Genomic DNA, 22994 nt, shown 5'->3' with positions numbered 1-22994 from the left:
CCCTTTGTTGTAGCAAAGGGCTTTTTTGTTAGTCTTTTGTGATGAGCCAAACGGCATGCAGTATCGCTGGTATCCAAAATAAGAAACATAATACAATGTTTATTAAAAGGTCTTTACCAGCGCCACTTTTCAAAAATACAGCTAAAGGTGGTAGCAAAATTGCAATGATGATATGGACTATTTTATTCATTATTTTTCTCCATCAATTAACATTTAACTCTATTGCTTCGATGCTAACATCAGCGCCTAAAGCTAGGCTAAAGCAACGTTGTAGAAAACCAACAATAATAATAAAGGGCAGACATATTGCAGGTAATTGCCCCAGTATTTCAAGTAGGGTCTGTTTGCAATCACGGACTGATCTTTGAGCTTATTTCCTCTATTCCATATCCAACCAACAACAATGAAATAAAACAAACAACTTAGCGGCTGTAGTATTGTTGTAAGCCCCTGAATAACAAGACCAAATAAAACATCAAAAAACGCAACCAGTGTCATGCTTGCTGTTAATACTATAGCAGAGATCAACCAAGTTGCTTTTGGGCGGCTCATTGATTTTTCTTCAACGAGGTAAGAGACCGGCACTTCAGTTGATGAAATTGTTGAGGTTAGTGCAGCGATTGATAACAACGCAAAAAATGCCGCTGACACAAACAAACCTACATCGCCCATTGTACTAAAGAGTGTTGGCAAAATATTGAAGATTAATTGACCTTCCCCAATTAAATTATCACCTGCAAACACTTCTTGGCCAGCGTGCTGGGCGACATAAAGCGCTGGAATGATTAGCAATCCAGCCAAAAAAGCGATGAGCGTATCTAAGGCGCCAATAGAGAATACGAGTTTACCAATGTCTTTATCTTTAGCCATGTATGAGCCATAGATCATCATGCCACCAACACCTATGCTCAATGAAAAGAAAGCTTGTCCCATTGCAGAAATGATTAATTTTGGTTCAGTAACTCGGCTAAAGTCTGGAATTAAATATTGCTTCAGGCCCTCAACAGCGCCGTCTTGTTGCAGGATATAAATGATCAAGCAAATTAACATGATCAATAATATCGGCATAAGCCTGCTTGACCACTTTTCAATGCCCTTATGGACGCCTTGATGGATAATTGCCGCGCCTAAAATAATAAAAATTGGTGTGAAGAGAATATTTCGGAGAGTTGAATCACTAGCAAGCCAACTAGAAACTTCTGATAAACCAAATAATGCAGTAAACCCTGCAAAAGAATGTGAAAGCATCCAACCAGCAACAATAGTATAAAAGCTTAGCATCATGATTGCGCCGACTAAGCCTATTTTACCTGCTAAACGCCCAACTTTAGGCATTCTTTCACTACATGCTTCTCCTAATGCTGAAACTGGGTTTTTCTGTGCTTGGTTACCAATATATATTTCAGCGTACAACGCAGGTATTGCAAGTAAAAAGGTTACAACGAGATAAACAAATAAAAATGCGCCACCGCCATTATTTGCTGCGTTTGTTGGAAAACCCCAGATATTACCTAAACCAATTGCGCTGCCAGCCGCAGCAAGGACAAAACCAATACGGGAATGAAATGAATCTCTTAATGCCATAGAAAATCTTGTTATTGTTTTTAATAAGAAAGCTTAACGAGTTGCGCATCATTAGTGAAGTATTAATTAATATTCTTTATTGATGGTATAGATGAAAAATATAGTAGAAGGCGTGAAGCCCCTATAACAACATAACTCTATAGGGGACAGTCTGCAGCGAGCATTTAATGTATTGTTTTAACCATCATAGCGCTAAAAATTAACATTAGTTTTTTGAATTGCCGCAACGTCAATGATATCGACGTTACCCAAACTGTTTTGTAAGCGACTAGCGGTGCGGTAAGCCCCGTTTTGCTCAGCGAATTCAATAATATCGACATTATTACACATTACACCTAACGCAACGTCACGCTGATTCAACTTATAGCTGTCCATTGCAACTTTTAATTTTATCGGTTTATCGCTAATTGCCGCTTTACATGTTTTAACTAAAGCTCTTTCAAGTTGAGGTTGCATATCAGCAGCACTCATTGATGAAAAAACTAAAGCGCCAACGGTTACTGATAATGTTGCTACTGATTTAATTAACTTAGCCATGATATCTCTCCGTTTATTGGTTATGCCTAATTGGCAGGATTAATCATGGCACCATAACGTGAATAAAGTGTTTCTAAAGCACAAGTGAATGTAAATAATCCTATCGCAAATACCTGCAACTCGTCGCTAAGTGATTGAATTATAGTCAACCCGTAAAACATGAATTTATGTCAAACGACATAGATTTTTACATTCAACAGCAAAAATAATGGCAAAAAAGGTTTGGCTATTTATCTTCTTACCCCAATAACCCTATAATACCGTCCACTAAAAGCCGTCTGTGGCAGATAAAAAGAGAGAAAGGTTTTCGCTATGTTGCGCTATCAAATTATTCCCGTTACTCCATTTCAGCAAAACTGCACATTGTTTTGGTGTGATGAAACCCTCGAAGGTGCCATTGTGGATCCAGGAGGCGATGCTGACCTTATTAAAGCGGCCGTTGCGCAAAATGACGTAAAAGTTTCTAAGATTTTACTTACTCATGCACATATCGATCATGCTGGCGCGACTAAAGATGTGGCAGCACATTTTAATGTGTCTATCGAGGGACCACATAAAGAAGATCAATTCTGGATAGACTTGATTCCAATGCAAAAGGAGCGTTTTGGCTTCTCACACGCTGAAGCATTCACAACTGATCGTTGGCTTGACCAAGGTGACACGGTAACGTTCGGTAATGTTGAATTAAGCGTGTATTTTTGTCCAGGTCATACGCCTGGTCATGTTGTATTTTTTGATCCTAAAACAAAATTAGCGCAAGTAGGCGATGTGTTATTTAAAGGTTCTATTGGTAGAACGGACTTCCCTAGAGGAGATCACCCAACATTGATTAAGTCTATTCGTGAGAACTTATTCCCATTGGGCGACGATGTTCAGTTTATTCCAGGACACGGCCCGATGAGTACGTTTGGTGAAGAGCGTCGCACAAACCCTTTTGTTGGTGATGGAGTTCGATAAATGTCGTCATTAGTTTTTAAGTTTCAACGCCGATTAAAGAAATTTGATAACTCGAAAATTTTCCAGGGTGTCGTCATTGCCGTCATTATTCTGTCGGCATTATTAGTTGGCGCTAAAACTCACAATTTACCCCCTGCTGCAATTCAGGTTTTGGGGATTCTTGATGTTGCTGTCACCTTGTTTTTTGTCTTTGAAATAGTGATTCGGTTTTTGGCAACGCCGAAGAAAGCGTCGTTCTTTAAAAGTGGTTGGAATATTTTCGACACAATCATTGTCATTGGTAGCTTAATTCCAGCTGGTGGCTCAGGGGTTCTTATTGCTCGTTTATTACGAGTATTTAGGGTATTGCGTCTGGTTTCAATGGTACCTGAGTTAAGGCTATTAATTAATGCTTTATTAAAAGCCATCCCAAGAATGGGCTATATTGGCTTGTTGATGTTCGTTATTTTCTATATATACGCAGCTATTGGTTCGATAGTGTTTCATGAAATAAATGAAACTCTGTGGGGAGATGTTTCTATTTCAATGCTCACGCTATTTCGAGTGGCGACATTTGAGGATTGGACTGATGTAATGTACGAGACGATGGCGGTTTATCCGCTTAGCTGGGTTTTCTATCTAACCTTTATTTTTCTTACTGCATTTATATTCTTAAACATGATGGTCGGTACTATATTGGAAGTCATGAGTGAGGAACATGAAAACTTCAGAGCTCAATCTCATGGAGAAACTAGGGAAGGAGGAGAGCCTGCAAGTCGAGCTCAAATTGAAAAGTTAGAGCAAGAATTACAAGAGATTAAAGCACTACTAAAGCAACAAAACACGTAGCTTATAAGTGACCAAACATCAAAAAGCCGAAGATTATTCTTCGGCTTTTTCTTGATAGGAGAATACTTGTTCGATCGGCACCGAAAATACATCGGCGATCTTAAAAGCAACTTCAAGTGAAGGGGAGTATTTCCCTTTCTCAATCGCTACAATTGTTTGTCGCGATACGCCTACTGTTTTAGCCAAGTCCTGCTGGGTCATTTCTTGATGATTAAAACGTAAGACACGAATTTGATTAATCAGTACTTTTGCCATTATTAAAGGCCTTTTTGGTAATGATAAAGTTGTGTTGAGAATCGTAATATTTCTGCAACTAAGAAACCGACAAGTAATAGGTTTAATATATTGTATTCGCCACTTAACGTTTCGAAGAAAAATCGTGCATTTGGTAGTGTCGTTAACCAAAGCTGCACTAGGAGTATGACAACCCAGGTGCTTAATGTGTTGTATGCGACGTTAGCGCCTTTTAGGTTGATAAGCTCATCCCTTTCGTCTTTTTCAAGTTCCAACTCTGCCTTATTACTGAAAATAGCGACGATTGTATGGACAGCTATGTTCAATACGACGAGTTGAAATGCTGTGAATATTAATAATTCGGTATACCCCTCATCAGTGAGCTGTCCCGTTTCGAACAGATAGTAAAAACTCGTTCCGAAGTGATAACCGATGAATAGAGTAATTAAAAATTGAACCCAAACGCTTTTGTGAATAAATGACATAACTTCTTCCTAAACTCATGTTGAAAATATTTGACATGGTGTAACTTTAATTTGACTTTTATGTGATGTCAAATATTTTTAACATCATGTAGATTTTGTTTTACATGGTAGTGATATTAAAGCTTTGATACGGCGTTTGTCTTTATCTGATAACCAGTTTGCCAAAATAAACTTTTGTGCTGGGTATCTATTGTTGTTTATGCCTTGGAAACTTTATGAATTCTAAAAAACTCACTATTATTAAATAAGTCGATACGGCAAGTTCTCTAGTCTTGTTAGTAGAGCTAATATTCGTATTTGACGAGAGATATAAGACATCAAATGGAGAAGTTAAGATGCCAGCAGTAAGAGTGTTCTTGAGCTTAATATTTTTTGCCCTTTTTTCTACGACAAGTCCAGCTAACAAGTTTACGCTTGTTCCACAAACTACTATTGAAACCCCTACATTAGTAACTATTGGAATACCACTTCCACCAGGTTTGGTTCATAATTTAGCTTACTTCAAGATTAATAATGAGCAAGGAAATGAAGTCCCCATTTTTATCGAGCCAACACTGTATTGGCATTTTAACCCTGATAACGCGCGAAGTATTCGAGCTGTAAGAGTACAGTTTTTTGTTGAGCAATTAAGCGAAGGTAATGATGACTTTAGTTGGTTCATCGGTTCTACGACTACTGAAAATCGAATCGAAAAAAGTGATATATCGCTTGGTCTAATGATTAATCAAAAACCATCAAAAGCACAGATGACTCACCCTAAAATTATTGCCGTTCACGAGCCTGAATATCTTGAACACGCAGGCATCATTGCTCCATTTTATCGAATGAGGGAGGATGCTCAAAAGGAGTATTGGATTGCTCAGTATGCTTGGGCAAGTGCGCTTGATTATACCAATAGTACGCTTGCGAATTGGTTATTTGATCGTGTAACTGCACTCTATAAAGGTTGTATGCGAACTGGTGAGGCAAGTTGCTACGTTGAAGCGTATTCTTCATTTAATTATTGGATGGAAAACCTTAAACGTGATGGCGATTGGACAGATTGCATGGGGGGATCCTTGCTCGCAGGACCTACTAAGGCTTGCGATACTAAATATACGTATATTGAACCCTTAAAAATACATCTAGCGTTAACAGGCGATGACAGCCAATTTGATCATGCATTTGTATCAGCATTAGCTGAATTATCTAATAAGCAGCACTATTACCAAGCAAAATATGATGATGCATATGATGCGGAAAATGAGTCTTTCACAGAACGTGGTGCAGGAATTTCATTGAATGCTCTTGTGAATGCGTTTGAAATAACCGGTGATGAAACACTACTGACTAATATCAATACACGTATTAACGTGTTGCACCAGCATATTTTAAAAGAAAATCCAGATGGACTACCGTTAGATGGAACTTGGCGTCATTCTTGGGCGAGGCATGAAGGCGCGAAATACCCTGGCGATAATTCTATGGATGACAGGCGTTTTTCTCCTTGGATGACCGAGAATATTACAGACGCATTATGGCAAGCATATCAAGTGACTAAAAACCCAATTATTGAAGATATGTTAGTCTCCTCAGCGATGGGACTGCTCAATCATGGTTTTGTTGATTCCCCTAGTTATAAAAATGATCTCGGACATAGTTTGTCTGAACAGGCAGGTACGTATTGGGTGCACTCATGCAATAGCACAAAAACGTCCTTATTATACAGTGGTTCGAGTACTGCAGGTAATGACGCAATAATAAAAACACAATCAAATGATGGTTGGTATACCGATAGTCACAATCCAGAAATTATTCTTTCCTTAGCACTAGGCGCTTTTTTTACAGACAATGTAAATGATAGAGATTTACTGATAAAAAAAATTCAATCTATCGAGTCTGGCTATTTGAATGATATTTGTGGATCGATCTCATCAACTAAAAGAAAATTTAATTGGAATAATCGATCGAATTATTGGGGCACATATTTGTGGGTGATGAAAGAGCTCAATCAATTACCTAAGCTAGACTCCGGTACTAGTGAACAAGTCGACGAGCTAAATGAGAGCAATCAAAAGAAAAGTTATAACAAACATTTTATTGATGCTTTTGATGATGGCATTTCCTCATTGTGGTCTCAGGCAAATGGTTGGGAGGAAATGGAGGGGCAGATACATCCTATTGGCCAAGGACTTATGTATACGAGTGAAAGCCTTGATATTGGTGAACAGTACAAGATATCTGCGACGTTAATTCCTACAGAGAGCACATCGAGCCTAAGTGCATCTTTGTTGTTTAATGGTGAGCATGAAGGTAGCTTTTACACAGCTCGAGTAAAACTGGGACAATGGGGCGCATTTTTGATTTATTACCATGAAGCGCCTTGGGATATTGGTGGTCGTCTTGTAGCAAATATTAGTACGGAGGTGTCAATAAAATCGGGAGATGAATTTTTTGTCGAAGTTCACGGTAATCAAGCAAGTGTGGGGCTAAATGGTATTGAATATTTGACTCATGAAATTGGCTCTATATCTGGCAATGTAGTGGTTGGCTTATTGGCTTTCTCACGTAACACCACATATGGGGTGTCAAAGATAACCATATCGTACAAGCCTCAAACAATCATTATTGATAATTTTGAGTCAGAGAATGAATACTGGCAAGAGAACGAGTATTGGAATTCCTCCAATGGTTATTTATCTACAGCAAAAAATTCACAGTATTTACTGAATGTTCTGGAGAGTTCTGCACATTACTTGGTTTCAGCAACAATACTTAAAGAAAATGTTAGTACTGAGCCACTTGGTATCATTATTGGAAGCTTCCCTGTTAATGAACACTATTATTCAATTCAAATCAGCACAGATACAAATGGAGGTGTGGCTCTTTTTCAACATAGTGATGCGAACCCAACTGGCACATTAATCTATCAACATGCGATGGCACTTGGCGGTTTATCTGAGTTTAATGTTAAGTGTTTGGTACAAGACAATGTTGTTAACGTCACGCTTGATGACATTGTTGAAGTTGGTTTTGTCTTAAACGAAGATCTGACTAATCAAAAATTAGGTTTTGTAAATATGAAAGAACTCGAAGCAAGAGCCGGTTACTTTAGTTATATGAATTTTGATTAACTACATCTAATTTGTGCGATTTTTTATTGCTTTAATTTCAACTTACTTGTCGCATGTGAGACAATTATAGGGTGTTAGTAAGGTAGTCTTATGCGATTAGATAAATTTATTTGTAAAAGTACAGAGCTTACGCGAAATGATGCGAAGAAGCTCCTTAAAGCTAAATTGGTTACCGTCAATGATGAAATTATTACGTCAGGTGCCGTTAAATTGGCTGAAGATGATGTTGTAAAAATAGAAGGTGAGGTAATTAGCCTAATAGGTCATCGATATATCATGTTAAACAAACCTGAAGACATGATATGTTCGACGATCGACGAAGTTTACCCATCCGTTCTACATCTTATTGATGTCGAGCGCGCATCGGATTTGCATATTGCAGGTCGGCTAGATGTAGACACCACGGGGTTAGTGTTAATTACTGATGATGGAAAATGGTCGCACAATATCACTTCTCCGAATAAAGACTGTAATAAAACTTATCGTGTGATCACAAAAATTGATATTACGGACGACATGGTGAAATGCCTTGAAACGGGTGTTGAGTTAAACAATGAAAAAGCACCTACCAAACCGGCAACAGTAGCGGTGATAGATAATCGTCAAATGCTGTTAACCATTAGTGAAGGAAAATACCATCAGGTAAAAAGAATGCTTGCAGCTGTTGGCAATAAGGTAATAGAGTTGCATCGAGAAAAGATTGGTAGCATTACATTGGATGACGAACTAGATTTTGGGCAATGGCGCTATCTCTCGGAAGACGAAATTGCTTTATTTACCTAACATGGAGACATAATGGATTACAAAGCCTGCCAAGATTACTTTTTGACTAAGCCTGAAACCATCGTTGATTTTCCCTTTGGTGCAGAAGTAGAGGTATATAAAGTTAAAGGAAAAATGTTTGCTACGTTGTCTTTGGGTAAAGGAAATGAAAAAGGCACTGATGGCAAAATGGCTGGTCATTATTGCATTAACCTAAAATGTGATCCAGACGAAGCCATGATGCTTAGAGATGTTTTCCCGTCTGTCATTCCTGGGTATCATATGAACAAAGCACAATGGAATACAGTGATTTTAGATGGCACCATACCTAAAGGTGAAATTGAGCGTATGATTGATAATTCGTTTATGTTGGTTGTTAGTAAAATGACCAAGAAAGATCAAGCGCCAATTTTGCTTCACCTATAGCAATACTGCAGTCACCTCGGTGAACATAGGAAAACTCCATAATATTTCTTTTAAAAGCACATCATTAAAACGTTTCTCGGGGATTATCTTGAAGACAGCCAATTGCTAATAGCTTTTAATGGCATAGGCTTACATAACCAAAACCCTTGAAGTTCATCACAGCCAAGTGTTTTCATTAGTTGGTAGGTTTCAATGTCTTCAATACCCTCAGCAACTACCTTATATCCGAGGCCATGAGCCATATCAACAGATGCTTTAACAATAATTCGTGAACTTTCATTGTGAGCTATATCCATAATTAAAGAGCGATCAAGTTTAATCTCTGCGGCAGGAAGTTGTTTTAAGTATGATAACGATGAATAGCCAGCACCAAAATCATCTATTGAAATGTTTAAGCCAAGTGATGTCAGTTCATTCAGCGCAATTAACCCTGCTTCAGGGTCATCCATTGCAGCGGTTTCTGTCAATTCAAGAAAGACTGTAGAGGGCACTATTTGATAGTTTTCTAATATCACTTCAATTTGATCTTTTAGTTGTTCACTCAGCAAGTCTTTCGCTGAGATATTGATAGATATGTTACCAACATAGCCTATGCTACGAAGCGATTGGAGATCCTTAGCTGCACGTTCAATGGCCCATAAGGTTAGCTCTTTTATTACCCCTGTTTGCTCTGCCAAAGGCACAAAGTCTGCGGGTGAAACAAACCCTTGCTTAGGGTGTTGCCAGCGAATCAAGGCCTCTAAACCAACAATAGCATCGTCTGCTAAATTCAGTTTTGGTTGATAATATAGTTCAGGTTGATCATTTTTGAGTGCTTCTCGCAAATCAGACATAAGGGTTAAACGGCTTTCATTGTATATATCCAAAGCCTTATCATAATAGCCAATTTGATCGGTCGCGTGATGTGAACTTTCCATGGCGACTATGGCATTGCGTATGAGTTGCGCCGCATCAAGTCCATGTTCAGGGTAGTTTGCACAGCCCACTAAAGGTCCAAGGTCAATAGAAAGTGAATCTATTTCAATTGGCAATGAGAGTCTTTTAACAAATGTAGCGTATTGTTCTATATTTTTTTCAAAGATATCTTGCTTTATTAATACGCCGAACGTATCACCCGTTAACTGGAATGTTGCATCATCAGAGCCTTGGGATATTTGTGTGGTAATGACCCCTGGCATGCGACTGATGGCAGTATTCATATAATCAGCAATCGCCTTTAAAATACGTTCGACACTTGAAAGCCCAAGTGTTCGAGTGATTTCGTTGAAACGTGTAACTCTGGCTACGCAAATAACAAAACGCTCATTCTTGTGTTCGTAAAATGTATTGTTTACAAACCATTCAAAGCGGTTGCGATTTGCTAAATTCGTTGTAGGGTCACGCATGATGGCTTCTGACAGTTGGTTTTGTATTTCAAGCCGTTGTTGTTCTTTTTTTATGTTGCTAATCTGAGCAAGCGTCTTTTCTTCTCTTTCCCTATATAATCGGTCTGCCAAAGCTAATGTGAGGATGAAAGCTTCTAATCCCGATCCTATTTGCATCGCATATTCGGTAAAAAAATTGTTCTGAAATATACCTAAGGAGCGTCCAGCCGTTACAACGAACCCTATTGTCAGTGGCATCCAAGCGATTGTGAAAAACACGCCTGCTCGCCTTTTAGCAAACCACGCAATTGGGCCTGCAAAGAATAAGATGATAAAGAGTACTATTGCGGAAAAAGCCGATATTCGCACTGCTGTGTTGTAATCTAAAACTACGGCTGCAACCATATTAAAATATTCGAAATAAATCATTCCACGAATGGCCGTATCCATCACAGGGCTATGTTGCTTTGTTTGCAAGAACTCACGGGCAAATAACAAAGAAAAAAGTGCAAGGAAAGGCATTGAAGATAGAAAAAGTTGGCTATTGAGCGCGGGGTAGTCAGGAAACAACAATTGCTGACCGTAACCTCTAGTTGTAATAAAAAATAGTAAATAACCTGTTGTTGCCAATGAATAATACAAATATAGCTTTTCACGCAGAGTGAAAAATATAGCTAGGTTAATTAAGATAATGATGGATAGTGTGCCATAGTAGAAAAAATGGAATTTTTCTTCTTTGGCTGCAAATTCAAAAAAATGAGCCTCTTGCCATATTTTGACAGGCAAAATCATTGAGCCTTTGGTTTTTATCCTCGCATAGAGGTCTGCACTTTCTCCTGCTTCTAATTGAAAGCGCATTAACATGTTAGGGTGGTTAATATCGCGAGGGAAGAAGGGCTTACTGTCACCAATATCTAATGTACGAACCGTTCCATCGGACTGTACTTTATAAAAAGTAACGTCATCTAAAAGTGGGTAGGCGATTTCAAAGACAAAATTGCTAGGCTTTGCTTTTGCGTTTTGAATGTTTAGACGAACCCATAGCTGTGAATCACTAAAACCAAAGGATTCGTTTTGTTTTTCAGATGCTACCCAGTATTCATTCGCTAATTCAACGATATTTTCAAAGCTATATTTTTTATCTACATCTTCAAAATACTCAAACTTTACATTAGCGTTTGAGAGTGTGTTGTCAGTGATAGAATTTTTTGGCAGGCTGGCGCTTGAAGTATTAGCATACATTAGAATGAAAACAGCAATGAGCCAATTCAATATAGTTAAATTAGTCTGTTTATATTGATAGGTATGCACCAAGCTATATTCATCCTTTTTAGTGAAAGTACAATAACATAAGCATAACACATGGGGTTAGGCAGTAAGGAGCCAGTTTTTTCGGTGTTTTACATCACTATCTTTGCTCGGGTTAAGTATTCTTCATTACTCATGTTTTGTAAATTGTTCAAAATATTGATGTTTAAATTTTTATCTGCATAATTTTATTCAAGCGGTCGTCGCAAAATCAGATATAAACTTGATTTTACAAAGTAGCGCTAACGATTACACTAAAAGAGCACAATGGAATACAGTGATCTTAGATGGCACCATACCTAGAGGTGAAATTGAACGAATGATTGATAATTCGTTTATGTTGGTCGTGAAAAAATGACTAAAAAAGATCGGCAGTCAATTAATATGCACTTATAACTCCTACTCAACAGGCTACTTCCAAGTGTAAAGAAAAGTAAAAGTACTTTTTAACTTGGTGTTAATCACGCAGGATTTGTCCTAGAGTATTATGACGAATAGATCATTTGGAGTGTATTGATGTCTTTCAAAAAATGGTTTGGAATCTTGGCCTATTCTGGCCTACTAGCAGGCTGTGGCGGCGGTAGTTCAAGCAGTAATGAAGTTGTTGTTGAAGAACCTGTAACGCCGCCAGTGGTTACAGACCCACCTGTTGAGGAAGAAACAGTACCAAATGTTTTATTTATCATTTCCGATGATCAGGGCTTAGATGCATCGGCACAATACAGTTTGAGCAATGATGTGCCTGACACGCCGACGCTAAATGAATTAGCCAATTCTGGACTGATATTTGAAAACATGTGGGCTACACCTGCTTGCTCAACAACTCGCGCAACTATCATTACAGGTATGTATGGCATCAATAGTGGCGTAGAGTCACTACCAGGTAATCTGTCGACTGAACGACAGGTACTTCAATCTTATTTGAAACAAAACGAATCTACTTCACAGTATCAATCAGCCGTATTTGGCAAGTGGCACTTAGCGACTGGGAATAATGCTGCTTCACACCCTAATGATATGGGTATTGATTATTATGCGGGAAATATTAGTAATATCGATGACTATTTTAATTGGTCGTTAACCATAAATGGCGATACGCAAACCACTGAAGCCTATCATACGACGGCCATTACAGACTTAGCCATCGATTGGATTGAAAATCAGCAGACACCATGGTTTGCATGGGTCGCTTATTCTGCGCCACATTCACCTTTTCATTTACCGCCTGAAGCGCTTCACAATAGAAATTTATCGGGCGACCAAGAAGATATCGATGAAAACAAGCGCGATTATTATTTAGCTGCGATAGAAGCGATGGATAGCGAGATAGGTCGTTTACTTGATAGTCTGACCCAAGAAGCACGGGATAATACCATTGTTATTTTTATTGGCGACAATGGGACGCCAAACGGTATTTTAGATAATAGTGTTTATGCTAATGGCACAGGTAAAGGCACCCTATATCAAGGTGGTGTAGCGGTTCCATTCATTGTGTCGGGTAAAGGGGTGACTCGTCAAAATGAGCGAGAATCTAGCTTGGTTACTGCAACTGATATTTTTGCAACAATCGCGGAAATTGCAGGGGCAGGTGAAACTCAAATCCAAGATAGTAAAAGCTTTGCGTCTTTGTTAACAGAGGCTGATAGCTTTGATAATGATTATGTATACACGGCATATGTTTCAGATGATGTCACTGGCTGGACGGTTCGTAATCAATCTTTCAAATTAATCGAGCTATCTGATGGCAGTCAGCAAATGTTTTCATTGGAGAATGATTTCTCTGAAGGTGAAAATCTATTGCCATCGGCTGACAGTGGTATTAGTCAAGAGTTGTCAAACCTTGATAGCTTTGCTCGAATGATCGTTGGTGAGCAAAGCACTGGCCCTATCGACATCACTAATATTATCTTAGAAAATACAAGTCAAAATTGTGTCGACTATATTGAACAATTTACCTCTACTGTAAATGATATCAACAATGGTGTTGTGTTTAATGGTGATTTAACTATTTCACACGTCGGAGACAAGTGTATGTTTCAAACTAACGCGATTCCAAATCATGACTTCAATGATGGTGGAGATGCATTTGCCAATGATGTGAGTGAGCAAAATGACCTTTTTGAAATAACAACATCCCCTGCATTCGCGTCGCAGACTACAGCGATTTCGCTCACCCTTGATAATGCAATTATGTTAAACGGAGTTAAGGTTGATCTGCTCGCAGCCGGTTGTTTCGGCATTGGTAATGGAAAGGTCGGCTGTAACGACATGAACCAACCATGGCGTTATGATCCTATGTTTGAAGCTAATGGTTTTAGAGTTGACTCGCATAATGCGCACGCACAACCGGATGGCACATATCACTATCATGGATCACCGAATGCTTTATTTGATGTCGACAGTGTGTCAGTTTCGCCAGTGATAGGTTTTGCTGCAGATGGCTTTCCAATTTTTGGTAGTAATTTTGACGATAATGGTTCGATAAGACCGGCACGTTCAAGTTATCGACTCAAATCTGGCTCTCGACCCACGGGCGATGGAAACCCAGGTGGAATTTATGATGGTTCGTTTAGAGACGACTATGAATATGTCGAGGGCGAAGGGGACCTTGATGAATGTAATGGCATGACAGTAAATGGCGTCTATGGTTATTACGTGACTGAAGATTACCCATATATTTTGGCATGTTTCAAAGGCACACCTGATACTAGTTTTAATAAATAATGAACGGGATAAGCTAAAGGAAAACGCTCAACTGATTAGTTGAGCGTTTTTTATATCAAAATCCGCAAGGTTCATTGGCTGAAATCGTCTCACTGGCTACCTGTTTAAAAAGTTGCTGTAGATCAGCGCTTACATTTAACGATTCGATGATTGGTAGTAAGTCTGCGGGTTGGCCTGTGATAACTTCATAAAATACGTACGCCGTCAGCACTCTGCCCAGTGCTGAGGCATGGTTGCCGTCACTAGCGTGCAATGCAAGGCCAGGTTGAATTGTTAATGCTCGGTCCCATGCTAATCCAATAGGTGCAACGCAAGACTTTTGGCGCGCTGCAATACCCGTGTGGATTTCATGCACGCGTTGACCTTCTTCTGTATTTCCACGACGCGGGTGTTCCGGAAATAAGACAGGCATGATGCCATGTTCTTTTGCAATGCCAATCCAACGTTCAGCAGAACGGGTAGGGTACTCAACAATACCAGACTGAGAGTACTTTTGTCCTTGAAGGATAATATGACTCCATTGTTGTCCTTCAATGCGTGACAGTCGTCGACTTCTGGTCGTGTTGTCGTCAAGAAAACCACCACCTTGATTAACGACTTGTGTTTGTGCATCAGGGTTATCAGCTTTAATCATCGTTTCGATCAGGCTACCAATATTAATTATATGACTATTGCCAAAAATAAGAATCTGATAGCTGTCTTTAAACCGATTATCCGGTATGGGAAGGTTGGACGTAACATCTCCCGTAAGGCTTTGTTCGTTACGATCTTGCTCTGTCGTTGAATCACCTGAGCAACTTGTCAGTAATGTAATGATTGCTATCGTTTGAAAAAATAAACGCATTTTTAATTTCTACCTATATGTACTTTGTTGGTTAAGCGTGCCAGCTTATTGTTTTTACTCAATAAAGAAGTAACAATGGAGTTGTAATGGAATGATAATGATGATGAAAAAGGCGACGTAATGAGTTATGAATTTGGTGATATTCTCGTGAATGAAGAGAAAATGACCCTGGAAAAATCAGGCACAGTTGTTGACTGTGAACCTCGTGTTTTTCAACTGTTGCTATGTTTTTGTCAACGCCCTCAAGAAGCTATTTCAAGAGAGCAACTCATTGCCGATGTCTGGCAAGGGAGAGTGGTGAGTGATGCGGCAGTTAATCGTGCTGTTGCAGAACTAAGAAAGTTGATTGAAGATGATTCTCGCAAGCCTGTCTGGATAACAACAGTGAGTAAAGTTGGTTATCGACTCAATGCAGAGCCTATTATTGTTAATGATGGTGAAAAAGGGAGGGAATCCCCTCATGTCGATTTGCACTTAACTCAAACAATTACACCTGAAATTAATCGGTTACCTACAAAGCTCGTTATGTTTATTGTCTGCGGCTTTGTTTTCGCTTTTGTTGCTTTCGCACTTTACATAGAGCGGACTGCATCGAATGAACTCAACATACTAGAACGAAAGCCGTTGACATCAAGTTTAGGGATTGCATTTAATCCCTATTACCACGATGAAAGTAAAGTTTTTGCATACCTATATCGTGATGAAGGTCAGCCGTTTGCGCAAATTAAATGGCAAAATTATGGCGAAGAAGCACGTCAACTTACGTTAGATAATTATTATTACACCGACATTGTTATTAAAGATCGTGATACTGCCTTTGCGTCACGGTTAAATGATTTGAACGAACGGATTTGTAGCATCGTTGAAATTGAACTCGAAAGTTCGCTTGTGAGTGAAATACTGCCATGTGGTAAAGATAGTATGACTCAACTGGTATTTGATAGACATCGAAATCAGTTGATATATCAACAAAGAGAAAGTGTTTCAAATCCCTATGCGATTTATTCTTTTCAGCTAAATTCGGGCCGTAAAACCCAACTAACCCATCCTGCTCAAACAGGTAATGGATTAGGTGATTATATATTTGCACTGGCTCCCGATAACGAAAATCTTGCTGTTATTGAATATGGTGACGCAGGCAGCGATCAACTAAAGATCATTGCTCTCGAAAACAGTCAAACCACCCAGAGTTTTGATTTTATTAAACAAGTCTATGGATTATTGTGGCTTGATAATAATACTTTATTGGCTTCCAATGAAAGTGGGCTTTATCAATTCTCGACAGAGAATGGACTGATTGAAAATGTTGAAAAAAGTGACCAATTTTACCGACTAGCAAAGGGCGCAGGACGCTCGATTCTAACGGAGCGTAGTCATACGAGTACGCGAATTATCTCGTACTCACTCAAAGGCGCTGAGCAAGAAGTTAAAACGCAAAACAATGGTATTAATAGTCACCCTGTCTATGCAAATAATACAGATTCTCTGGTTTTTTTATCTGATATGTCAGGTGACAAGCGGCTGTATTTGAGCGCGTCGAGTAATCAGGTAAAGCCGCTAGAGTTCTCTGAGAATATAGGCGAAAAAATTGACTTTGTTAGTGCATTATCTTGGTCAGCTAATGACGAATTTATTGCCGCCTCAATCAACGATAAATTATTCCTTTATCATGTTAAATCCGCTCAATGGAAACAACTAGCAACTGATTTTAAGCAAATTCATCACGCATCATTTTATCAAGATGATATGTTGCTTTTTAGCGCAGAATCAGATGGTCAATGGCAGATCTGGCAATATGACAAGCCTTCAGGAAATATTACTCAGTTAACCACAAGTGAAGGATACAGCGCTTATCGTGATGGAGCCGAGTTGTACTTCACAAAATATAGTCGAGACGGCTTGTATGCGATGGACTTAGAAACAAAAGAAGAGCGAACTATTACTAACAACTTTCCCGTGAGATACTGGCGTCATTGGCAAATTAATGAAGGCAACATAGCTGTGCTAACACCTAATGGATATATGAGGGTAGATGCGAAGACAGGGGCCATGGATGCAATTAAAGTGTTTTCTGATGGTCATCCGAGCCAATGTAGCATGTCATTGCCCCAAAACCGAGTTATATGCAGTCAGCTGGGGCAAAGTACAAGTAATATCTGGCAGATACAACTCAGCCAATAGCGTGTCTACTGAGCAATGATGGTTCTAATATTTTTCAACGGTTCAACAGCGAAGCCATCGTCATAGAAGTAAAGTATCTTACCTTCGCGATTGATGAGTACCACTCGAGCATTGTTAGGGTCTTCGTTACCCGTGAAGGCTTGAACCGCTTCTCCATCCTCATAAATCGTGATCACACCCTTCCATAATGGTTTCGGTATACCTTTCCTCATACCATTATCGATAACTGTGCTAAACATTCGTGGAAACATCCCTTGAATTGTAGGTAGTTCGTATACCGGAACTTTTGTATCAGTGAAATCAAGTGCAATTAACCAGCGGTCAATATCAAATTGAGAATCTTGTTTGTAGCCAATAAGCAATAATGTGTATTCGTTCTTGAAATCTTGTGGAATGTTCACTGTTTGTTTTTCAAGTGATTGTCCCGTGACGCTTGGAAAGGTCTTCCCTGTTAATTCCTTAGTTTTTTTGTTTACTTACGAGCAGTGAAACTAATAAGTTCAGTCGCTAATCGTTGATCGGGCAAATGCATTTTTTCGTATTATGAAAATATGAATTAGCGTTGGGCATGTTATGGCGACTAAGTTAGAAGAAAAACGACACTTTTTAGAGATATTCAATCTTATTACATCAAAAGGTACCAAATCATCTCGCGGCTACGAGCTTGATGGGATAACTGCTTGGCATGATTTTGATGGCTACACGTGCTGGTTAAGCTACAAAGATGTGACGATTACGATTCTTTTTCACGGTAAATATAAATTGGATTTTGACAAGGAAGAAACGTTTGATCTATTCAACAAAAAGGTGACTCGGATGCTGCTTTCGCATCGATAACCAAGGAGACAACAATGAAGTTATTGGTACTGACGTTTACTGGCTTAGCTTGCGTTGGCATTTTGGGAGCCAGCTACTCTCTGCAGAGCGCAGACAACAAATTTACAAAGGTGGTCAATCCTACAAATTGGCTAAATGAACCGACAATGAAGATTGAACTGCAGCCACAGGAGGATGGCTTCTGGCGTATTACCAATGATGGTGTGATGGGCGGAAAGTCCGCTGGTGATATAAGATTTGAACAAAACCGCGGAATATTTAGTGGATATATATCCACCGAAAACAACGGGGGATTTTCATCGGTCTACAGACCAGTAAGTACACTTTCCAATCAAACAGATACAGTGTTTATTGATGTTGAAGGAGACGGTCACTCATACCAATTGAGATTGGTCCTCAACATAAATGGTTATCGCGTAAACTATAAGCATGAATTTGAAACGAAAAAAGGCGTCCGTGAACAGCACGTTTTTAACTTGAATGACTTTAGAGCGACTTTTCGAGGAAGACTTATTTTGGATGCACCAAAGATCAATGCGCAACGTATCAGGGAGATCGGCTTCTTGATAAATAAAAAAGATGCTGGCGAGTTCAAGCTTGCAGTCTATTCACTAAGTTTCATGGCGAGTCGCGAGATGCAAACCGTGCGCACTGTAAAAGTTGTTGACGTGAGTAGTGTTTCAGAATGAATCAAATTAACCCCAAGAAATTGTTACACAGTAAATGGACCAAACAGTCGGTAACAAATAAAGAAAAACATTTTATGGTTACCGATGTCACATACGATGAGACGCAGAAAGTAGAGTCATGCGTGATAATGGCAGTTAAAACTAAAAACGAGTACGCCATTGAGTGGCGTACATTGAAAGATTCTCAGCACTGGAAATTGGGATGGAAGTAATCCCGTTAGATGCCAGAGATTGGTATTGATTTAGGCTCTGCTTCTGGCTTGGCATAGCTTAGACGTGATAACCGGTTTGTTGTGTGGTAACTATCAAGGCCTGAAATAGCGACTGTCTCAATAGCCTCTATATCGATAAAGCCATCCTGTTGCACAATACCGTTGGCAACATAAATATTGGTTATTTCACCAATGACCATCAGCGTACCATTTTGCTCTATCGGAACAATCTGTTTCAGCTCAAGAGAATACTTTAGCTGACTTTCTTCAACAAAAGGTGCATGAACATCTTGAGTATACACCGGTGTTAAACCGGTTTCATAGAACTCGCATTCTGATTTTTGATAACGGGCAGACGTTTGATGAGCGGCATAAACCATTGATTTATCCACTTGGTTGATCGTGTAGGATTTGGTCTGTTTGATATTGTCCAGCGTGTGTCGCTCTACGCTATCTGGACGCATAATAAACCCGACAAGTGCCGGTGATGCGCCAAGATGGAAAACTGAACTGAAAATAGCAAGGTTAGTCTGACCGTCTTTATCTGCTGTGCCAATTAAATTTGCACTTTTAAAACCTGATAGGCTATTCACCAGGTGAGCACGATATCTGGACGTCATTTGCGTCAATTTTTTTAAGGTGATGTGTTCCATAGTCTCATCATAATTAATGTATTTGATATTGGTACGAAATACTGATTTGTCCCAGATCAAACGAAAATGTTTTGTGTCGAATTATTGAACGATTTGTTTATTGGATTCGTAAATACCAATAATAAACGTAAAGAGGACAACAAGATGACGATTAGCGCGACAATATTAGGAACAGCCGATTCAACACATTACCTGGTTGGTTCGATGGACAGTGAAGGCAATTTCACTAACCTGCCACAATTGGACAATATCGCTGTGTGTGATTCACTAAAGGAAGCTAAAGCCTTACTCGTTGAGTACAATTACACACGAGCATCATTAAAGTTGAATACTGCATATGACGAAATGTGTGGCATGCCCGCCTCGGCAGGTCTTGTGGAGCAAAATATATCACTTTAATAGTTAATCGGTTTATTCTGCCAATCGATATACGTTAATTCACCATCGGCTTGGTAAGTCTCCAGATGGCTTAACAATGCTGTTGCTACGAAAGTGCTGGTGAATAACTTACCTTCCGGCACATTGCGCTGGAAGGGACGAGAGAGTGGCGAATCTGTAGTGCCAGGATGAAATGCGATTAATTTGATGTTCTTTGCGCGTCTTTTAAATTCTATTGCTGCTGTTTTTAGCATCATGTTTAAAGCAGCTTTAGATGCGCGATAACTATACCAGCCACCTAAATTATTATCAGAAATGCTGCCAATGCGAGCGCTAAATACGACGATTTGGCAGCAAGGCTTAAAAGATAAGAACGGTACTAAGTGTTTTAACCAAAGCATCGGTGTGAGCGAGTTGGCCATCAACGTTTGGCTAAATTGATCAGGATTAAAGCTGGCCAGCTGTTTTTCAGGTGAGAAAAGGGCAGTATGCAATATCCCATGACACACAAACACTTTGTTTACGCGTTCTAGATGCGATGGAGATACTAGCTCAGTTGCTTGTTTTATCTCTGCTTCGGAGTAATCATCCACTGCAATTTTTATCGCGTTAGCAAAGCGCTTTGTCTCGTAAAAAGAAAGATCTCTACTGATAAGAATCAGCGTTTCCCCATGTGGCGTGTCGTGTGTTATTAAATTATCTGCAATTGCTTTAGCTATCTCACTGTTGGCACCAATAATGATTTGATAATTACTTTCCATTGCAGACTCCATCGGCACATTGTTTTGTTTTGAGTTTGAATATTTTTGCCGCTACCCTTGATATCGGGTGTCTAAATTTTGCAAAAATAAAGTAGCCGAGTTGGCTGATTTGTCGCAAAACAGGGACTTTTAGCGGCCATACCCACTGACCTTTTCCCACTAACGTCCATGCATGATAATTGATATCTATCCCCGAAATGACTTTGCCTTCATAGAGCCCATGAATTTTAGCTAGCGCCAATGGTCTAGACACATGCTTTTCGTAAGGCGTAAATTGCTCTGACTGAATGTCAATCAACGCTATCATGCCTTGTTCGTCATTACGGCTCAGTTTATCCATTTCAAAACAGCATAGTGGGCAATTGCCATCATAAAAAATTGTTAACTTTTCCATTACTTTCCTACGACGAAAATTATTAATACAAGATGAAGGCTAGCTACAACAAAGGTTAGTTGACTGCGCAATAACAAGTATTCTTGATTACGCTCTAAAGTTTGAGCACTAGCAAATTGTCTTTCTGCACGCCAAATTAATATGAACACGCACAACATCACGATGGTGGATATCACAGCTGATGCAAATAGTGTTAAAAAGGCAATGACACAGAGAGTATTGCTGACAATTGCAGGGTACTTGTTTTCCGAGTTTGGTTGCCACAGTGAGCCACACAAAAAGCTTGAAATTGCAATGCTGTAGATTAGAAAACTTTGCTCCCCATAGATTTGCGTACTGAACATTGGTTGGTTTACGTAAAATAAACTCATCAAAAATGGTAGCAAGCCAAGGAAGCCTAACGTGCGTTTGATTCGCATAGCAGAAACTCTCAATAGATATAGGATAGATTACGGTCGCATTGGATGTTTCGATCAATGAAGATATTCTAAGTTTTTGATTCAATTACATAGATTTTCGTTGAAAATCTATTGTATTTAGAGTGAATTGCCCCCATTATTTTTGTAATGAAAACTCGGACGTATTGATCTTTTATTAATGACTTTATTAATTATTTATATCGCTTTGGCGATTGGTGTTTCTTTTTTGTGCTCTGTACTTGAAGCCGTTTTACTTAGCGTAAATACAGCTTATGTAACAACATTGGTGAATGAGGATCGTCCATCAGGGCACCTTTATAAAAAGTGGAAAGATAACGTGAGTCAGCCGTTATCAGCCATTCTTACGCTAAATACTATTGCGCATACGATTGGCGCTGCTGGTGCTGGTGCTCAAGCAACCGTTGTCTTTGGCAGCGCCTACATTGGTGTGTTTTCTGCTGTACTAACCTTATTGATTTTAGTTTTTTCAGAAATTATTCCGAAAACGATAGGCGCTCAATATTGGCGCCAGTTAGCTCCTGCGTCAGCACATATTCTTAAGTATATGGTTTGGGGACTTTATCCGCTTATTAAGATGTCTGACTTTGTGACATCGTTCTTTAGCAAAAGCGATAACTTGTCAGGTCTAAGTCGAGAAGAATTTTCTGCGATGGCGCAAGTGAGCAGCGAAGAAGGGCAGCTTGAGGAGAAAGAGTCACAGTTCTTGCAGAATTTAATGTTGCTTAAGTCGTTAAAAGTTAAAGATGCAATGACGCCGAGGACAGTCATATTCAGCTTATCGAATAGCTTATTAGTCGAAGAGTACTTCCATAAGTACGATAAAGTGTTTTTTTCACGCATTCCTGTTTACCAAGATGATGCAGATAATATCGTCGGCTATGTTTTTCGATCGGATTTGCTTATGGCACAAGCACGAGAAAATGGTAAGCAACCATTAGCAAACTATGTGAGACCCATCCGAGCAGTACCTGAAAAGCTGCCTTTAAATCAAGTGATGGACAAGCTGATTGAAGAAAGATCTCACATTATGCTAGTGGTAAGTGAATACGGTACTATCCAAGGTATTATTACATTGGAAGACGTTATTGAGACGTTACTTGGTTTAGAAATTGTTGACGAAAAAGATCAGGACGTGGATATGCAAAAGCTTGCACGCAAATTATGGCGCAAGCGCGCTGAGCACAAAGGCGTGCAGCTAGAGCAAGATTAATCGTTATTGTTGTTAATTACAGGCGCACTGCATTTGATGTGCAGTGTGCTTTGTCATTTTTCTATCTCATTAC

The 22994-nt window shown here is 39.3% G+C and carries 23 protein-coding genes and 2 pseudogenes; 13 read left to right on the top strand and 12 right to left on the bottom strand.

Translation table 11 applies throughout. The features are described 5' to 3' along the window. Nucleotides 1-28: 28 nt before the first annotated feature. The 3 genes from QQK05_RS09135 to QQK05_RS09125 form a co-directional block, all read right to left on the bottom strand. Nucleotides 29-190 (bottom strand): YqaE/Pmp3 family membrane protein, encoded by a 162-nt coding sequence (locus QQK05_RS09135; RefSeq protein ID WP_284297807.1) that lies wholly within the window; start codon nucleotides 188-190, stop codon nucleotides 29-31. A 62-nt stretch (nucleotides 191-252) separates the two neighbouring features. Next, complete coding sequence (locus QQK05_RS09130) at nucleotides 253-1584, bottom strand: sodium-dependent transporter (RefSeq protein WP_284297805.1); 1332 nt, start codon at nucleotides 1582-1584, stop codon at nucleotides 253-255. Nucleotides 1585-1776: 192 nt separating this feature from the next. Further along, nucleotides 1777-2121 carry a DUF3718 domain-containing protein gene (locus tag QQK05_RS09125; RefSeq protein WP_284297803.1) on the bottom strand — a complete coding sequence of 115 codons (345 nt, stop codon included), beginning with the start codon at nucleotides 2119-2121 and terminating at the stop codon, nucleotides 1777-1779. A 315-nt stretch (nucleotides 2122-2436) separates the two neighbouring features. On the opposite strand from QQK05_RS09125, the gene QQK05_RS09120 reads away from it, so the two are divergent. Both QQK05_RS09120 and QQK05_RS09115 read left to right on the top strand, forming a co-directional pair. After that, entirely contained in the window at nucleotides 2437-3078 is a 642-nt protein-coding gene (locus tag QQK05_RS09120) for an MBL fold metallo-hydrolase (RefSeq protein ID WP_284298075.1), read from the top strand. Further along, nucleotides 3079-3906: an ion transporter gene (locus QQK05_RS09115; protein WP_284297801.1), complete on the top strand. Its 828-nt coding sequence runs from the start codon at nucleotides 3079-3081 to the stop codon at nucleotides 3904-3906. A 33-nt stretch (nucleotides 3907-3939) separates the two neighbouring features. On the opposite strand, the gene QQK05_RS09110 is transcribed toward QQK05_RS09115, so the two are convergent. Beyond that, complete coding sequence (locus tag QQK05_RS09110; protein ID WP_284297799.1) at nucleotides 3940-4161, bottom strand: helix-turn-helix transcriptional regulator; 222 nt, start codon at nucleotides 4159-4161, stop codon at nucleotides 3940-3942. 2 nt (nucleotides 4162-4163) lie between these two features. After that, the gene (locus QQK05_RS09105; protein ID WP_284297797.1) at nucleotides 4164-4625 is read right to left on the bottom strand and encodes a hypothetical protein; all 462 of its coding nucleotides are present in this window, start codon (nucleotides 4623-4625) and stop codon (nucleotides 4164-4166) included. Nucleotides 4626-4960: 335 nt separating this feature from the next. Between QQK05_RS09105 and QQK05_RS09100 the strand changes: the two genes are divergently transcribed. The 3 genes from QQK05_RS09100 (at nucleotide 4961) to QQK05_RS09090 (ending at nucleotide 8926) form a co-directional block, all read left to right on the top strand. After that, nucleotides 4961-7738, top strand: a complete 2778-nt coding sequence (locus tag QQK05_RS09100; protein ID WP_284297795.1) for a hypothetical protein — start codon at nucleotides 4961-4963, stop codon at nucleotides 7736-7738. Nucleotides 7739-7828: 90 nt separating this feature from the next. After that, the gene (rsuA, locus tag QQK05_RS09095; RefSeq protein WP_284297793.1) at nucleotides 7829-8521 is read left to right on the top strand and encodes a 16S rRNA pseudouridine(516) synthase RsuA; all 693 of its coding nucleotides are present in this window, start codon (nucleotides 7829-7831) and stop codon (nucleotides 8519-8521) included. 12 nt (nucleotides 8522-8533) lie between these two features. After that, nucleotides 8534-8926 carry an MmcQ/YjbR family DNA-binding protein gene (locus QQK05_RS09090; protein WP_284297791.1) on the top strand — a complete coding sequence of 131 codons (393 nt, stop codon included), beginning with the start codon at nucleotides 8534-8536 and terminating at the stop codon, nucleotides 8924-8926. An 83-nt stretch (nucleotides 8927-9009) separates the two neighbouring features. Here the strand turns inward: QQK05_RS09090 and QQK05_RS09085 are convergent, their stop codons facing one another. Next, on the bottom strand, nucleotides 9010-11532 hold the full coding sequence (locus QQK05_RS09085) for an EAL domain-containing protein (protein ID WP_284297789.1): 2523 nt from the start codon (nucleotides 11530-11532) through the stop codon (nucleotides 9010-9012). 334 nt (nucleotides 11533-11866) lie between these two features. Here QQK05_RS09085 and QQK05_RS09080 point away from each other — a divergent pair. Both QQK05_RS09080 and QQK05_RS09075 read left to right on the top strand, forming a co-directional pair. After that, nucleotides 11867-11994, top strand: a pseudogene (locus tag QQK05_RS09080) (MmcQ/YjbR family DNA-binding protein); the annotation flags it as partial. A gap of 120 nt (nucleotides 11995-12114) precedes the next feature. After that, nucleotides 12115-14322 (top strand): sulfatase-like hydrolase/transferase, encoded by a 2208-nt coding sequence (locus QQK05_RS09075; protein ID WP_284297787.1) that lies wholly within the window; start codon nucleotides 12115-12117, stop codon nucleotides 14320-14322. Nucleotides 14323-14377: 55 nt separating this feature from the next. Here the strand turns inward: QQK05_RS09075 and QQK05_RS09070 are convergent, their stop codons facing one another. Beyond that, on the bottom strand, nucleotides 14378-15166 hold the full coding sequence (locus QQK05_RS09070) for a hypothetical protein (RefSeq protein WP_284297785.1): 789 nt from the start codon (nucleotides 15164-15166) through the stop codon (nucleotides 14378-14380). 120 nt (nucleotides 15167-15286) lie between these two features. On the opposite strand from QQK05_RS09070, the gene QQK05_RS09065 reads away from it, so the two are divergent. Beyond that, a complete protein-coding gene (locus QQK05_RS09065) occupies nucleotides 15287-17347 on the top strand; it encodes a winged helix-turn-helix domain-containing protein (RefSeq protein ID WP_284297783.1) in 2061 nt (686 codons plus the stop codon). Between the two features lie 5 nt (nucleotides 17348-17352). On the opposite strand, the pseudogene QQK05_RS09060 reads toward QQK05_RS09065, so the two are convergent. Continuing rightward, nucleotides 17353-17802 (bottom strand): annotated as a pseudogene (locus QQK05_RS09060) (hypothetical protein); the annotation flags it as partial. Between the two features lie 118 nt (nucleotides 17803-17920). Between QQK05_RS09060 and QQK05_RS09055 the strand changes: the two are divergent. The 3 genes from QQK05_RS09055 to QQK05_RS09045 are packed head-to-tail and all read left to right on the top strand — an operon-like array spanning nucleotide 17921 to nucleotide 19085. Then, nucleotides 17921-18184 carry a DUF3081 family protein gene (locus QQK05_RS09055; RefSeq protein ID WP_284297781.1) on the top strand — a complete coding sequence of 88 codons (264 nt, stop codon included), beginning with the start codon at nucleotides 17921-17923 and terminating at the stop codon, nucleotides 18182-18184. 14 nt (nucleotides 18185-18198) lie between these two features. After that, nucleotides 18199-18873: a CIA30 family protein gene (locus QQK05_RS09050; RefSeq protein WP_284297779.1), complete on the top strand. Its 675-nt coding sequence runs from the start codon at nucleotides 18199-18201 to the stop codon at nucleotides 18871-18873. Next, entirely contained in the window at nucleotides 18870-19085 is a 216-nt protein-coding gene (locus QQK05_RS09045) for a TIGR02450 family Trp-rich protein (protein WP_284297778.1), read from the top strand. Before QQK05_RS09050 ends, QQK05_RS09045 begins: the two co-directional genes overlap by 4 nt. Before the next feature lie 5 nt (nucleotides 19086-19090). Here QQK05_RS09045 and QQK05_RS09040 read toward each other — a convergent pair whose 3' ends face one another. Beyond that, nucleotides 19091-19738, bottom strand: coding sequence for a flavin reductase family protein (locus tag QQK05_RS09040; protein WP_407704873.1), 648 nt, complete (start codon nucleotides 19736-19738; stop codon nucleotides 19091-19093). Between the two features lie 144 nt (nucleotides 19739-19882). On the opposite strand from QQK05_RS09040, the gene QQK05_RS09035 reads away from it, so the two are divergent. Next, the gene (locus QQK05_RS09035; RefSeq protein ID WP_284297774.1) at nucleotides 19883-20137 is read left to right on the top strand and encodes a DUF6482 family protein; all 255 of its coding nucleotides are present in this window, start codon (nucleotides 19883-19885) and stop codon (nucleotides 20135-20137) included. On the opposite strand, the gene QQK05_RS09030 is transcribed toward QQK05_RS09035, so the two are convergent. From QQK05_RS09030 to QQK05_RS18695, 3 genes are read right to left on the bottom strand one after another with little or no spacing between them, the layout of a single operon-like run. Further along, nucleotides 20134-20877, bottom strand: a complete 744-nt coding sequence (locus tag QQK05_RS09030; RefSeq protein ID WP_284297772.1) for an SDR family NAD(P)-dependent oxidoreductase — start codon at nucleotides 20875-20877, stop codon at nucleotides 20134-20136. The genes QQK05_RS09035 and QQK05_RS09030 overlap by 4 nt on opposite strands. Beyond that, nucleotides 20867-21271, bottom strand: coding sequence for a thiol-disulfide oxidoreductase DCC family protein (locus tag QQK05_RS09025; protein ID WP_284297770.1), 405 nt, complete (start codon nucleotides 21269-21271; stop codon nucleotides 20867-20869). The genes QQK05_RS09030 and QQK05_RS09025 overlap by 11 nt, the downstream gene beginning before the upstream one ends. Further along, on the bottom strand, nucleotides 21271-21642 hold the full coding sequence (locus QQK05_RS18695; RefSeq protein WP_407704878.1) for a DUF3429 family protein: 372 nt from the start codon (nucleotides 21640-21642) through the stop codon (nucleotides 21271-21273). The genes QQK05_RS09025 and QQK05_RS18695 overlap by 1 nt, the downstream gene beginning before the upstream one ends. A gap of 226 nt (nucleotides 21643-21868) precedes the next feature. Between QQK05_RS18695 and QQK05_RS09015 the strand changes: the two genes are divergently transcribed. After that, a complete protein-coding gene (locus QQK05_RS09015) occupies nucleotides 21869-22921 on the top strand; it encodes a CNNM domain-containing protein (RefSeq protein WP_284297766.1) in 1053 nt (350 codons plus the stop codon). Nucleotides 22922-22994: the final 73 nt, after the last annotated feature.

Source organism: Thalassotalea loyana (assembly GCF_030161435.1).
Lineage (GTDB): Bacteria > Pseudomonadota > Gammaproteobacteria > Enterobacterales > Alteromonadaceae > Thalassotalea_G > Thalassotalea_G loyana.
The sequence above is the reverse complement of the archived record's forward strand: the minus strand, read 5'-3'. Positions and strand labels throughout refer to the sequence as shown.